We start from the raw sequence: 13,431 nt of genomic DNA, 5'->3' as shown, positions 1-13,431 counted from the left end.
CGATCAGGCTGGCTGACGTGGAGATCGCCCGTCCACTGTTTTACGCGCGGTTGCCAGGGCGCGCAGGCGCCGTCCCCGCCGGGTCGGCCCCCAGGGCTTGAGCACCGAGATCACAGTCATGAAGAGATAGGCCGTCGTGGACACAGAAGGCGCTGCGATCAGGCTGGCGTCGGGCACTCCGGAAGCCGCAGCGTGGTTGATCTCCGGCCGCAGAGCGAAGATCGTCGCTCCCGCCGTGATCAGCGTCAGCCAGAACTTGATCCAGACCCAGTGGTAGCGCGTGAGACCCCACGGTGTGCCGAGGGACAGAACGAGACCGCTGAGCAGGGTCACCAAAGCGATCGGCGCGAGCAGCCAGTCGCCGAACACTTTCATGGCGCGGTAGGCCGCCTCCGTGAGTGACGCGTCTTTGGTCGCGTACGCGGTGATGCCGAGCGTCAGAAGACCCAGAGCGAGCCCCAGCCAGCTCACGGAGACGGCGACATGGACGACGAGGAGGGCCCGGCGGGCGGGACGCGGGAGTTGTTTCACGTGAAACACCGTCCCGCGCGACTGCCTCGTCCGGCGTCTGACGGGAGGAGTAACCGCTCGTACTAGCCTCGGCGTACATGGCGCCCTCTCCCAGACTTCATCTCTTCGATCTCGACGGCACGCTGATCCGGGGCTCCGCGGCTGCCGTGGAGATCTCTCGGCAACTCGGTGTGAGCGCGGAGATCGCTGAGCTGGAGCGCGCCTTCCTTCTCAAGGGGCTGGATCCGGCCGACTTCGCCGAACAGGCCAGGGAACTGTGGGCCGAGCTGACCGAGGCGCACGTGGCGGCGGCCTTTGAAGGGGCGCCCTGGCTCGAGGGCATCCGCGAAGTGTGGGCGGACATCGAGGGGGTCGGCGACTACTGCGCGGTCATCTCGCTGTCGCCGGATTTCTTCGTGGAGAGGCTGCTGACCTGGGGCGCGCACGCAGCTCACGGGTCCCGCTGGCCCGCCGTCCCCTTCACTCAGCCGGTGAATCGCGCCGGTATTCTCAACGCCGCCGCGAAAGTGAAGATCGCGCACCGGCTGCGTGCAGAATTTGAGGTGAGTCTGGACGACTGCGTTGCATACGGTGATTCCATGTCCGACGCGGAGCTCTTCGCGGCGGTCCCTGTAGCGGTCGCGGTGAATGCAGACCATCATGTGTCCGGGCTGGCCACGCACGCTTATACCGGGGGCGATGCGCGAGAGGCCTACGGGCTGGTACGCAGTGACCGGTAACTCGTCAGACACACGACCGGCATATGTCCGGACGCTCTGGACAGAGACATGGAGGGCAGGCAGCTTAACGGGAATGCGGGTGCGAATGCCCGGGATCTCCGCTTTCTGTCCGATGCGAAGGCCCGGAATGGCATGCTGCGAAGACGGCAGGCCTGGGCACTGTCACAAACGGTCCGACTGAAAGATGTTCGAGGCGAGGCACACGATGGACGCTCCGACCACCACGTCGGCCGACAACGGCACTCTCGACAACAATCACGGCAACGGCAGTAACAGCGACGGTGCGAGCAGTACGAGCGCCAGTGGCAGCACCACCAGCACGAACGGTTGGTTCACCCCGCGAAAACCGCCCCGGGCGGCGGAGGGGGAGGCTCAGGACACCCCGCCCCGGATAGCCACCCCGCGTCGTCCCTTCACCGCCATACGGCCGGTGGGGACCGTCGCGGACCGAGGGAACCCCGCACCGGACATCCCCAGACAGGGCGCTCCCGAGCACGGGAGCGCGCCGCACGGTGAGCCCCGCCCCGAGGCAGAGCCCCAGCCCCTGCCGGTCGAACCGCAGGCTTCGGGAGCCGTGCCCCAGCCGCCCCGTGCCGAGTCACTGCCGCCGCAGGCCGGACCCCGCGCCGAGCCGCAGCCCGTCGAGACCGGTTCGCCCGACGCGATTCTCATCCGGCGCTCGCTCGCCGAGGTCGCCCCCGTGGCCGACAAGGTCACCTCGTACTTCTACGCGCTGCTCTTCGTCCGCCACCCCGAGCTGCGGTCCCTCTTCCCGGCCGCCATGGACGCCCAGCGCGACCGGCTCCTCAAGGCGCTGCTGACCGCCGCCGAGCACATGGACAACGCTCCCGTGCTCACCCAGTACCTCGAGCACCTGGGCCGGGGTCATCGCAAGTACGGCACTCAGCCCTCGCACTATCCGGCGGTCGGCGAGGCTCTCATCGGCTCGCTCACCCGGTATGCGACGAGCACCTGGGACGAGGAGACCGAGGCCGCCTGGATCCGTACCTACACGACCATCTCGCAGATCATGATCGACGCCGCCGCGGAGAACGAGCGGCACGCCCCCGCCTGGTGGCACGCCGAGGTCGTCTCGCACGATCTGCGGACCCCCGACATCGCCGTTGTCACCGTCCGGCCCGACCAGCCGTACCCCTTCCTGGCCGGCCAGTACACGACGCTGGAGACCCCCTGGTGGCCCAGGGTCTGGCGGAACTACTCCTTCGCGTCGGCGCCGCGCCCCGACGGGCTGCTGTCCTTCCACGTCAAGGCCGTTCCCGCCGGCTGGGTCTCCAACGCGCTGGTGCATCACGCGCGGCCCGGGGACACCCTGCGCCTGGGACCGCCCGCCGGCTCGATGACCGTGGACCACTCGACCGACAACGGGCTGCTGTGTCTGGGCGGCGGCACCGGTATCGCGCCCATCAAGGCGCTGGTCGAGGACGTCGCCGAGCATGGCGAGCGGCGCCCCGTCGAGGTGTTCTACGGAGCGCGCAGCGATCACGACCTCTACGACATCGACACGATGCTCCGCCTCCAGCAGGCGCACCCCTGGCTCGCAGTGCGCACGGTGATAGACGACCGGGCGCACCAGGGGCAGCTTCCGCACGCCGTGCGCGAATTCGGTCCGTGGGACGAGTTCGACGCGTACCTCTCCGGCCCGGTCGGCATGATCCGCAGCGGGGTCGACGCGCTCAGGGGAATCGGGATGCCGTCCGACCGCATCCGCCACGACTCCCTCGAAGAACTCGTGGCAGCGGCGGATTAACCCAGGTCGGGGGCGTGCATCGCGCGCACGCCCTCGATGTTCCCGTCGAGGTAGTGGCGCAGGGACAGCGGTACGAGGTGGACGGCCGCGATGCCGACGCGGCTGAAGGGCACGCGGACGATCTCGTACTCACCGCACGGTTCCTCGACCTCAGGACCGTGTCGCAGCGACTCGTCCATCGATTCGAGCCTGCAGACGAAGAAGTGCTGCACCTTCACGCCGGACACGCCGCCGTCCACGATGTGCTCGACGGTGTCGACGAAGCACGGCACCACGTCGGTGATCTTGGCGCCGAGCTCTTCGTGGACTTCGCGGTGGAGGGCGTCGACGACGGTCGCGTCCTCGGGCTCGACTCCGCCGCCCGGGGTGAGCCAGTACGGATCGATCCCCGGCTTGGTGCGCTTGATCAGGATGAGGTCGTTGCCGTCGAGGAGGATGGCACGGGCGGTGCGCTTGACCACTGGACGTTCGGTCATGGCAAGAAAATGGCCCGTGGAGCGCCGTCTGAAACCCACTACGCCCTCACCAGTCGGCCGCCGCCCGCAACAGCCACTCATGTGCCCGTGCGATATGCGGCAGGGCCAGCGTTCCTGTGCGAACGACCAGAAAATAGGTGCGCAGGGGCGGGACCGGCGGATCGAGCAAGGCCACCACGCGCCCCCTCTCCAGCGCTTCCTCGCACAGATAACGGGGCAGTACGGCGAGACCCGCGCCCGAGGCCGCGGATTCCAGGACGGCCCGCAGATCGGGGGCGACGACGGTGGCGGCGGCAGCCGGCTTGCTCTCGAAGACCGCGGCCCAGTAGCGGGCGACGAAGGGCAGCGACTCGTGCACCTCGACGACGGGCAGCTGTTCCAGCACGACGGCGCCTCTGCGCAGCAGTACGCCGGGGGCGAGTCGAGCGGCCCAGCGGGGCGAGGCGATCAGGACGTGTTCCTCGTCGCAGAGCGGCGTCGCGGTCAGAAGCCCGCCGCGGGGCCGCCCCGTGGCGATGGCCAGGTCGTGGTGCCCGGCGGCGAGTCCCTCAAGGGCCTCCTCGGTGTTGCCGAGGAAGGAGGTCCGTAACGCCAGGCCCTGGGAGATCAGCGGAGTGAGCGCGGGCAGTGCGCGTAAAGAGGTGAATTCCGGGGGGCCGGCCAGATGCAGGGTGCGGACACCGCTCTCGTCGGCTCCCGCCTCCGCGATTTCGACGAGGGCGTCCAGGTGGGGTGCGGCCCGGTGCGCGAGTTCGTCGCCGATCGTGGTGGGAGTGACGCCGCGGGCGCGGCGGAGGAAGAGCGGACGGCCCAGCTGCCGTTCCAGGGTGCGTATCTGGCTGGTGACGGCCGGCTGGGAGAGACCGAGGAGCGCGGCGGCGCGGGTGAAGGAGCCGGCCCGGTGCACCGTGACGAACGTGCGCAGTAGGGCCAGATCCATGCCCGCCCCTCTCCTGGCTCCACGGTCTGACGACTGACGACGTCTCAGGACGTCCAACTATAAATAAGTCGATAGGTCTCTGTCGCTACCGTGATTGGACACTGACGCACAGTCAACTAGCCTTGGTCAGGCGGCTGTCCGCGCCGACAGCCAGGACGGTCCGAGCCATGAGGGGGGAGGCTCGGACCGTCCCTTCCGCCTTTCCGGGCGCCCTATGACCGGGCTGCGTCGAGAGCGCGCAGCACGTCGGCCACCAGGTCTTGGGGGTCCTCCGCTCCGACCGAGAAGCGGATGAAGCCCTCCGGTACGGCGTCGCCGCCCCAGCGTCCGCGCCGCTCGGCGGTGGAGCGCACTCCTCCGAAGCTGGTCGCGTCGTCCACGAGCCGAAGCCCGTCGAGAAACCGCTCCGCCCTTGCGCGGTCCGCCAGGACGAAGGAGACCACGGAGCCGAAGCGCCGCATCTGCCCCGAGGCCACCTTGTGGGAGGGGTCGTCCGGCAGGCCCGGGTAGCGCAGGCCGGAGACGTCCTCGCGCTCTCTCAAGGCCTCGGCGAGGGTCAGCGCGGTCCCGCACTGCCGGTCGATCCGCAGCTGAAGGGTGGCCAGCGAGCGGTGTGCCAGCCAGGCCTCCATCGGGCCGGGGATCGCGCCGACGACCTTGCGCCAGCGCCGTACCTCCGCCATACGCAGCGGATCGCGGCCGCTGACATGGCCCAGGAGGATGTCGCCGTGCCCCGTCATGCCCTTGGTGTCGCTCGCCACCGAGAAGTCCGCGCCCAGATCCAGCGGACGCTGTCCGAGGGGTGTGGCCAGGGTGTTGTCGACCGCGACCAGTGCGCCGGCGTCATGCGCGACACGGGTCAGCCGCCGGATGTCGCACACGTCGAGACCGGGGTTGGACGGCGTCTCGATCCACAGGAGCCGGGCCCCGTCCAGGACCTCCAGCTGCGCGTCGCCGCCCGTCGGCGCGGTGCGGACCTCCACGCCGTACGCCTCCAGGCGCTCGCGCACCAGGGGAAGGGCCTGATAGCCGTCGGACGGCAGGACGACCGCGTCGCCGGCCCGCAGCTGAGAGAAGAGGACCCCGGAGATCGCGGCCATGCCCGAGGCGAAGGTGACCGTCTCGACCCCTGGCTGCGCGGACGGCTCCCCCGGTGACGTACCCGGGGCCTCCAGCTCGCTGATGGCGCGTTCGAGATGAGTCCAGGTCGGGTTCTCGTCGCGGCCGTAGGTGTAGGGGCCCGTCGGGTCGCCGGGCAGATGGAAGTGGGCGGCGAACACCGGCCCGGGCAGCGTCGGCTCGTACTTGAGGGCCTCGGGCAGCCCGGCCCGGACGGCCCGGGTGCCGTCTCCGATGGTCATGTGGCTCAGTCCTTGGGATCGGGGAGTACGACGTTCATTGCCCACGACACGATCGAGATGATCAGGCCACCGAGCACCGCGGTCCAGAAGCCCTCGACATGGAAGCTCAGGTCGAGCTTCTCGGCGAGCCAGGAGGTGAGCAGCAGCATCAGGGCGTTGACCACGAGAGTGATCAGCCCGAGCGTGAGGATGAACAGCGGCAGCGTGAGCAGTTTCACGAGCGGCTTGACGAGGAAGTTGACCAGGCCGAAGACGAGGGCGACGAGGACGAGCGTCAGCGCCTTCTTGCCGGTGCTGTCACCGGTCAGGGTTATGTCGTCGAGGAGCCAGATCGCCACCGCGAGGGCTGCCGCGTTGGCGATCGTCTTGACTACGAAATTCATCATGTGTCTGATCGTGGCAGACATGATCGGGCCAAGTGCAGGGGGCGGACGGACGATGAAGGCATTCCGACTGGACGAGCTGGAGGCGGAGCGTGCCGCCAACAAGGGCGCTTATCTGCAGTTTCTGCGGGAGCGCAACATGTCGGCGGGTCTCTACGCGCTGAACGCGGGCGAGCTCGACCCGCAGCAGCCGCACACCGAGGACGAGGTGTACCTCGTCATCAGCGGCCGGGCCTCGATCACAGTCGGGACGGAGACGACACAGGTGGGCCGGGGCAGCGTCGTGTACGTACCCGCCGGAGTGCCGCACAAGTTCCACCACGTCACCGAGGATCTCCGGGTGATGGTGGTCTTCTCGCCGCCCGAGAGCTGAGGGTCCGAGCCCCCGAGTCCCTAGGGGGCGCGTCAGGGGAGATCAAGGGCTGCGAGGCCCCCGTCGGCCCCCTGCCGCCCCCTAGCATCGGGAGTGTTCGCTACGGAACAACCGGGCGGAGCACTCGAAGACTCATGGAGACGAGGTAAGGACAATGGCGGTAAAGGAGATTCTCGCGGGGATGCCCTGGTGGGTGAAGTGGGTCGCCATACCCGTCATCGCGCTGGTCGTGTTCGGCGGAATGATCGCCAGCGTGGTCGGTTTCGTCATCGGGTTGCTCTTCAAGGTCCTGGTCTTCGCGGCTCTGGTCGGCGGACTGATCTACGTCGTACGAAAGTTCATGTCGTCGTCGTCCTCCCGCAGCGACTGGTAACGGCCGAGCCGAGGCTGGGCTGCGCGCGACGGGCCGTGCGTGCGGGCGTTAGCCCGGCCGAGGGAAGCCCCCGGATAAACGACGTGGGGAACCGGGGCTCCCAATAGAGTGAAATGGCTCTGCCGCCCTGGTCCAGGGCGTCGACACCTGCCCTGATCAGTGTTTGCACGACGGTCTTGGCAGGTCCTCACCTCGGCCACGGGACGCGGCGGGCGCGCGGGGGCGGCCCCTGCGGGCGGGTGTGTCGCACCCGTCGACACGCCTTGGGGGTGACCTTTGGCCACGGCTCCACAGACCTCTGCCCCTACCCTGATCGGCTCGGTCCAGCGGGCTCTGAGACTCATGGAGGCCGTCGGCTCCCATGAGGACGGGGCCCCCGCCAAACAGCTCGCGCGCGAGGCGGGGCTCCCTCTTCCCACTGCCTACCACCTTCTCCGCACCCTGACTCATGAGGGCTATCTGCGCCGCGAGAAGGGCGTGTTCGTGTTCGGGGACGCGGCGGGCCGACTGGCCGGGGGACAGACCGCGCAGAATCGTCGCACCACGATCGAGGACGCGCTGGCGCACTGGCGCGATGCCATCGGTGTCCCGGTGTACTTCGCGATCTACCGCGACGGTGAGATCGAACTCGTGGCGGTCGCCGACACCCCCACCGCCCCCGCCGTCGATGAGTGGGCCGACTTCCGGGAGACCGGTCACGCCCATGCCATTGGGCAGTGTCTGCTGAGTCAATTGGACGATAAGAGCCGTCAAGACCACCTCAGCCGCCATCCGGTCCAGGCCATCACGCCGTATACGGTGCGTAACCGCCGAGTGCTTTTGGAGCGGTTGGGATCCATGGGGCGAATGGAACCCCTGGTGGAGCGTCAGGAGTACGCGCTCGGCACGGTCTGCGCGGCAATTCCCATTACCGCGGGCTCCACAGCGGCCGCGATGGCCATTTCCCTTCCGCTTCATCAACAAGATCGACTGTTGCCCGCAGTCGATCGGCTGCGCAACGACATCGGAAGACTCTTCAGTTCGTTCGCGTTCTCTATCAGTATCTGAAAAATCACTCCTTGTGATCTGCTAGCGCGTCCAGGACGATTGCGTCAAGAGGGTCATGGGGATCATTCCTGGCCGTTTTGATCAGAGCTTGTAGCAGGGTGTCTTTCCACATCTGCTTCATCTACTGCGGGGTACATGATGCGCGAGTCGGTTCAGGCCGAGGTCCTGATGAGTTTCCTCGTCTCCGAGGAGCTCTCCTTCCGAATCACGGTGGAACTCCGTTACGAGACCCGAGATCCCTATGCGGTGCGCATGACGTTCCACCTTCCCGGCGACGCGCCCGTGACCTGGACCTTCGGCAGAGAACTGCTGGTGGACGGAATCAACGGCCCGAGCGGGGAAGGGGATGTGCACATCGTCCCGACCGGCTCGCGGCCGTTGTCCGACGTCATCATCCGGCTCCGGGTGGGAAGCGACCGGGCCGTGTTCCGGGCCAGCGCTCCTCCGCTGGTGGCCTTCCTGGATCGCACGGACAGGCTGATGCCGTTGGGGCAGGAGCGCGCACTCGGGGACTTCGAGGAGCACTTGGAAGCGGCGCTCGGCCGGATCCTCGCGGAGGAGAACGCCGGCTGAGTCACTTCGCGCGGCGGCGCCTGCCGCCGCGTTTCGCCTGGGCTTCGGCGGCACCCGGCCGGTCGGCGGAAACGACCAGGGCCGCCAGCGCGGTGGTGACGGGCACCGAGGCGACCAGTCCGATCGAGCCCACGAGCGTCCGCACGATCTCCACCGCCACCAACTCGCTGTTGGCGACGGTGCCCACGCTGCTCTGCGCGATCGAGAAGAGCAGCAGGAGGGGCAGGGCGGCACCGGCGTATGCGAGGACGAGCGTGTTGACCACGGACGCGATGTGGTCCCGGCCGATACGGATGCCGGCCCGGTACAGCCCGCGCGGACCCATCGTCGGATCCGCCTGATGAAGCTCCCACACCGCCGATGTCTGAGTGACCGTCACATCGTCGAGCACACCGAGCGATCCGATGATGACGCCGGCGAGGAGCAGACCAGACATGTCGATGTCCGGGTACAGGCCGTGGATCAGGCCGGTGTTGTCATCGGTGTTGCCGGTCAGGGAGGCCCAGCCGATGAACAGCGAGCCGAGCAGCCCGATCAGCAGCAGCGAGATGAGCGTTCCCAGAACGGCGACCGAGGTGCGGGCCGAAAGGCCGTGACACATGTAAAGGGCGATCAGCATGATGGCGCTCGCCCCGACCACCGCCACGACCAGCGGATTCGAGCCCTGGAGGATGGCCGGGAGGATGAAGAGGGTCAGTACGCCGAAGCTCACCGCGAGCGCGATGAGCGCCATCACACCGCGCATCCGGCCCACGACGACGACCGCCACCGCGAAGATCGCGGCGAGCAGCGCCATGGGGAGCTTCCGGTTCACGTCGCTCACGGAGTACTGCAGGTCGCGAGGAGCGTCGGGGGCATAGGCCACTACGACGTCCTGGCCCTCGTGCAGCTGCCTGGGGGCGTCCGGCTGCACGATCTCGATGAACGTACGGCCCTTGTCCTTGCCGGTGGTGACCTCGACGGTCGCCTTCGCGCACTGCCCCTTCTGGGCATTGACCGCCTCGCGCCCCTCCGGGGTCGACGTGTCGCCGGTCGGCGGGACCTGCGCGGCGTTCACGTCCTTGCAGTCGACCCAGTCGACCCGGGTGACCTTCGCCTGCTGGGTCTGCCGGTCGAAGCCGACGCCGGTGCGCTCGTGCGCCGGGGCGCCGCCCGGCCACAGGACGGCGAGCCCTACGAGGACGGCGGTGGCGAAGGGAATCAGCACGGCGGCGATGACCTTGCGCAGATGCCGGGACACAGGCGCCGCGGGGCCGTGGTTGTGCGAGTGGCCGTGGGGTTCTGGGGTCCGCTGCGTGGAAGTCACCAGCCGATCATCGCAAGAACGGAGGGGGCCCACTGTTCAGCACGCCAGGAATGACGCTAGCGTGGTGACACCTTTGCACACGCGGGAGCTCGGAGCACCGGGCTGAGAGGGCGCTGATCACCGTACGTCCGTACGGGAAGAGGCTGCGCCGACCGCCGAACCTGTTACCGGGTAATGCCGGCGTAGGGAGTAGGTCTCATGACCATTCAGGATGCACGCACGCCTGCCACCAGCCAGGACGGCCAGGCAGAGCGCACGCCGGGCTGGCACAAGGGGTATATCGAGGGTTCGCGCCCCGACCTCCGTGTTCCGGTCCGACAGGTGCACCTCACCAACGGCAAGGACGTGACGCTGTACGACACGTCCGGGCCGTACACCGACCCGACCATCGAGACCGATGTCCGCCGCGGCCTTCCGCCGCTGCGGGAGAACTGGATCATCGGTCGCGGCGACACGGAGGAGTACGCGGGCCGGCCGGTCCGCCCCGAGGACGACGGGATCAAGCACACGTCGCCCCGAGGCGGGCTCAAGAACCTGGACGCGGTTTTCCCCGGCCGCCCGCGCCAGCCCCGCCGGGGCCGTGGTGGCCAGGCGGTGACGCAGCTCGCGTACGCCCGTCGGGGCGAGATCACCCCGGAGATGGAGTACGTCGCGATCCGCGAGAACGTCTCCCCCGAGGTCGTGCGCGAGGAGATCGCGGCCGGTCGCGCCGTCCTTCCGGCGAACGTCAATCACCCGGAGATCGAGCCGATGATCATCGGCAAGCGGTTCCTGGTGAAGGTCAACGCCAACATCGGCAACTCCGCCGTCACTTCCTCGATCGAGGAGGAGGTGGAGAAGATGACCTGGGCGACCAAGTGGGGCGCGGACACGGTCATGGACCTTTCCACCGGCCGTAACATCCACACCACGCGCGAGTGGGTGCTGCGCAACTCCCCCGTGCCGATCGGCACCGTGCCCCTCTACCAGGCCCTGGAGAAGGTCGACGGCAAGGCCGAGGAGCTGACCTGGGAGATCTACAAGGACACGGTCATCGAGCAGGCAGAGCAGGGCGTCGACTACATGACGGTCCACGCGGGTGTCCTGCTGCGGTACGTGCCGCTGACGGCGCGCCGTAAGACCGGCATCGTCTCCCGTGGCGGCTCGATCATGGCCGCGTGGTGCCTCGCGCACCACAAGGAGTCGTTCCTGTACGAGAACTTCGAGGAGCTCTGCGAGATCCTCGCCGCCTACGACGTGACGTACTCCCTCGGTGACGGGCTGCGGCCCGGCTCGATCGCGGACGCCAACGACGAGGCGCAGTTCGCCGAGCTGAAGACGCTCGGGGAGCTCAACACGATCGCCAAGCGGTACAACGTGCAGACGATGATCGAGGGTCCGGGCCATGTCCCGATGCACAAGATCAAGGAGAACATCGACCTTCAGCAGGAGATCTGCGAGGAGGCGCCGTTCTACACGCTCGGACCGCTGACCACCGATGTGGCACCCGCCTACGACCACATCACCTCGGGCATCGGTGCCGCGATGATCGCCTGGTGGGGCACCGCGATGCTCTGCTACGTCACGCCCAAGGAGCACCTCGGCCTTCCGAACCGCGACGACGTGAAGACCGGTGTCATCACGTACAAGATCGCGGCGCACGCGGCGGACCTGGCCAAGGGGCACCCCGGGGCGCAGGAGTGGGACGACGCGCTGTCCGACGCGCGCTTCGAGTTCCGGTGGGAGGACCAGTTCAACCTTGCCCTCGACCCGGACACGGCGCGTGAGTTCCATGACGAGACGCTGCCCGCCGAGCCGGCCAAGACGGCGCACTTCTGCTCGATGTGCGGCCCGAAGTTCTGCTCGATGAAGATCTCGCAGGACATCCGGCGCGAACACGGCGGTGACCTCAAGTCCGACGAGATCCAGGCCGGTATGGCGGAGAAGTCCGCCGAATTCGCCGCGTCGGGGAACCGGGTCTATCTGCCGCTGGCCGACTGATCCGACGAATGAGCCGGCTCGCGACCCTCACGGGGGGAGTCGCGAGCCGGCCCCTCGTGCTCAGAGCTCCATCGCGTTCACGGGGCGAGATACAGCCGGGCCAGGCGCGGCAGCCGACGGTGCATCTCATCCGCGTCGTCGAAGTCGAAGTCGTCACCCATGTCCATCGGTTCGGAGTCCTGCGCTGGTGCCGGCCGGTACTGTGCCCAGGCCTTGTAGAAGGCGTCGGCATCTCCAGTAAGGCGTTCGTACGCCTCCGCGGCCACGTAGTTCATCTCTTCGTAGAACAGAGCCTCGTCGCGGTGCACCTTGGCGACCGCCATGACGACAGGGTGCTGAGCGAGACTGTCAGGGTCCGCGGCGGTGCGCTCGTACCACTCGCGGCCGAGCGCGATCACGCCCGCACGGAAGTCGATGAAGCTGTCGTCGGAGCATCCACCGCCGATGAGGTACGCCGCGGCCCACACGTCCCAGCGATACAGGGCGTCGTGCGCCTCGTCGAACCGCTCCGCGTACTCAAGGATCTCCTGCGGTGGTCGGTTGGTGAGCAGGTTCACCAGAGCCTCGTCGAAGGGCTCGCCCTTCGTCGCCGCTGAGACGCGGGCGGATTCGATGATCTGCCAGAACCGGTCGATGTCCATGGGCGGCACTGTGCCAGCCCGGTCTGACAGACGGCCTCGGAATGTTTCACGTGAAACGGTGAACCGAGATTCTGTTACTCGGGCTGGTGCTCGGGGCCGCCGAAGTCCGGGCTGGTGAAGTCCGGGCTGGTGAATCTGGGGCGATTGCCCGAGGCGCCTTCGTTCGGGCTCGAGAAGTCGGGCCCGCTGTAGCCCACCTTGGGGATCCGGCCCGCCGGTCGCGGGGGAGTCGATGAAGCCGGGTCGGAGCTGGGGTCGGTCAATGCGGCTCTCAGAAAGGGCAGGATTCCGCGCTCCAGCAGGGCGTGGCGCCACGCCTCCCTGGCTCTGGAGACCTCCTCGGGCAGCTCGCCGCCTGGTTCCTGGGCGGCCACTTGGGTCGCGCCGTTGCGCAGGGCGGTGACGAGCAGCCCGATCGCCGCCACCAGGATGCCCGCCGCCGTCACCGCACCGAAGAACCAGCCGGCGGTCAGCAGGGTCTCGGCGAAGGACGGCGCCGGGGTGAGGGCCTTCAGGATGTAGCCGACGAGCAGGAATATCAGCGCCGCCGTACCCGAGAGGAGGGGGGCCAGCACGGTGACGACCGCGGCGAGCCCCGCGCCCGTGCCGTCCTTGGCCACGGCGCCCGACGGCGACAGGACGGCGTCCATGACGCTCGCCCCGGACGGCGAGCGCAGCTCCTCGCGGACCTTCACGAAGTGGTCGTACTCGGCGGCGGCCGAGGAGGTGATCAGGGCTGTCGCGTTCAGAGCCATGGTGCGTAGCTGTTCGGTGTTCAGTCGTTCCCCGACCCCAGCGAGATCCGGACGGTCGGGCGCGGTGCGGAGTGCGTCGTCGAGGATGCGCTCGAACTCTGCGCGGTCCTCGGTCAGCAGGTGCGGAGCCACGTTCATGTGCATCCCCCGATGCTCCGTAGGGCCTGTCTGCCAGCGGACAGCGGGCAGTTGGGCGGAAACGGAG

15 protein-coding genes are annotated in these 13,431 nt (G+C 68.2%); 7 read left to right on the top strand and 8 right to left on the bottom strand.

The window, feature by feature from the left end; genetic code table 11:
• Nucleotides 1–3: 3 nt before the first annotated feature.
• Entirely contained in the window at nucleotides 4–531 is a 528-nt protein-coding gene (locus ACZ5VC_RS14385) for a DUF2269 domain-containing protein (protein ID WP_469120367.1), read from the bottom strand.
• A 77-nt stretch (nucleotides 532–608) separates the two neighbouring features.
• Here ACZ5VC_RS14385 and ACZ5VC_RS14380 point away from each other — a divergent pair, with 77 nt between their 5' ends.
• Both ACZ5VC_RS14380 and ACZ5VC_RS14375 read left to right on the top strand, forming a co-directional pair.
• Nucleotides 609–1,250, top strand: a complete 642-nt coding sequence (locus tag ACZ5VC_RS14380; protein ID WP_469120366.1) for an HAD family hydrolase — start codon at nucleotides 609–611, stop codon at nucleotides 1,248–1,250.
• 205 nt (nucleotides 1,251–1,455) lie between these two features.
• On the top strand, nucleotides 1,456–3,018 hold the full coding sequence (locus ACZ5VC_RS14375; RefSeq protein ID WP_469120365.1) for a globin domain-containing protein: 1,563 nt from the start codon (nucleotides 1,456–1,458) through the stop codon (nucleotides 3,016–3,018).
• Here the strand turns inward: ACZ5VC_RS14375 and ACZ5VC_RS14370 are convergent.
• The 4 genes from ACZ5VC_RS14370 to ACZ5VC_RS14355 all read right to left on the bottom strand — a co-directional run bounded on the left by ACZ5VC_RS14370 (nucleotide 3,015) and on the right by ACZ5VC_RS14355 (nucleotide 6,181).
• Nucleotides 3,015–3,494, bottom strand: coding sequence for an NUDIX domain-containing protein (locus ACZ5VC_RS14370; RefSeq protein WP_469120364.1), 480 nt, complete (start codon nucleotides 3,492–3,494; stop codon nucleotides 3,015–3,017). The two genes, ACZ5VC_RS14375 and ACZ5VC_RS14370, sit on opposite strands and share 4 nt — an antisense overlap.
• Nucleotides 3,495–3,540: 46 nt before the next feature.
• Nucleotides 3,541–4,434, bottom strand: a complete 894-nt coding sequence (locus ACZ5VC_RS14365; protein WP_469120363.1) for a LysR family transcriptional regulator — start codon at nucleotides 4,432–4,434, stop codon at nucleotides 3,541–3,543.
• A gap of 212 nt (nucleotides 4,435–4,646) precedes the next feature.
• Nucleotides 4,647–5,795: a cystathionine gamma-lyase gene (locus ACZ5VC_RS14360; RefSeq protein WP_469120362.1), complete on the bottom strand. Its 1,149-nt coding sequence runs from the start codon at nucleotides 5,793–5,795 to the stop codon at nucleotides 4,647–4,649.
• Between the two features lie 5 nt (nucleotides 5,796–5,800).
• Nucleotides 5,801–6,181 carry a phage holin family protein gene (locus ACZ5VC_RS14355; protein ID WP_469120361.1) on the bottom strand — a complete coding sequence of 127 codons (381 nt, stop codon included), beginning with the start codon at nucleotides 6,179–6,181 and terminating at the stop codon, nucleotides 5,801–5,803.
• Between the two features lie 52 nt (nucleotides 6,182–6,233).
• Between ACZ5VC_RS14355 and ACZ5VC_RS14350 the strand changes: the two genes are divergently transcribed.
• The 4 genes from ACZ5VC_RS14350 (at nucleotide 6,234) to ACZ5VC_RS14335 (ending at nucleotide 8,544) form a co-directional block, all read left to right on the top strand.
• On the top strand, nucleotides 6,234–6,551 hold the full coding sequence (locus ACZ5VC_RS14350) for a cupin domain-containing protein (protein WP_469120360.1): 318 nt from the start codon (nucleotides 6,234–6,236) through the stop codon (nucleotides 6,549–6,551).
• A gap of 154 nt (nucleotides 6,552–6,705) precedes the next feature.
• Nucleotides 6,706–6,924, top strand: coding sequence for a DUF5326 family protein (locus ACZ5VC_RS14345; RefSeq protein WP_468708895.1), 219 nt, complete (start codon nucleotides 6,706–6,708; stop codon nucleotides 6,922–6,924).
• Nucleotides 6,925–7,200: 276 nt separating this feature from the next.
• Complete coding sequence (locus ACZ5VC_RS14340) at nucleotides 7,201–7,971, top strand: IclR family transcriptional regulator (protein ID WP_469120359.1); 771 nt, start codon at nucleotides 7,201–7,203, stop codon at nucleotides 7,969–7,971.
• Between the two features lie 138 nt (nucleotides 7,972–8,109).
• Nucleotides 8,110–8,544, top strand: coding sequence for an SsgA family sporulation/cell division regulator (locus tag ACZ5VC_RS14335; protein WP_469120803.1), 435 nt, complete (start codon nucleotides 8,110–8,112; stop codon nucleotides 8,542–8,544).
• Nucleotide 8,545: 1 nt separating this feature from the next.
• Here the strand turns inward: ACZ5VC_RS14335 and ACZ5VC_RS14330 are convergent, their stop codons facing one another.
• Nucleotides 8,546–9,850, bottom strand: a complete 1,305-nt coding sequence (locus tag ACZ5VC_RS14330; RefSeq protein ID WP_469120358.1) for a YibE/F family protein — start codon at nucleotides 9,848–9,850, stop codon at nucleotides 8,546–8,548.
• Nucleotides 9,851–10,048: 198 nt separating this feature from the next.
• Between ACZ5VC_RS14330 and thiC the strand changes: the two genes are divergently transcribed.
• On the top strand, nucleotides 10,049–11,830 hold the full coding sequence (gene thiC / locus ACZ5VC_RS14325) for a phosphomethylpyrimidine synthase ThiC (protein WP_469120357.1): 1,782 nt from the start codon (nucleotides 10,049–10,051) through the stop codon (nucleotides 11,828–11,830).
• A 77-nt stretch (nucleotides 11,831–11,907) separates the two neighbouring features.
• On the opposite strand, the gene ACZ5VC_RS14320 is transcribed toward thiC, so the two are convergent.
• Both ACZ5VC_RS14320 and ACZ5VC_RS14315 read right to left on the bottom strand, forming a co-directional pair.
• Entirely contained in the window at nucleotides 11,908–12,471 is a 564-nt protein-coding gene (locus tag ACZ5VC_RS14320) for a DUF4240 domain-containing protein (RefSeq protein WP_469120356.1), read from the bottom strand.
• Nucleotides 12,472–12,545: 74 nt separating this feature from the next.
• A complete protein-coding gene (locus ACZ5VC_RS14315) occupies nucleotides 12,546–13,370 on the bottom strand; it encodes a hypothetical protein (RefSeq protein WP_469120355.1) in 825 nt (274 codons plus the stop codon).
• Nucleotides 13,371–13,431: the final 61 nt, after the last annotated feature.

The organism is Streptomyces sp. NPDC033174, from assembly GCF_055577795.1.
This window is presented reverse-complemented; position numbering and strand designations above follow the sequence as displayed.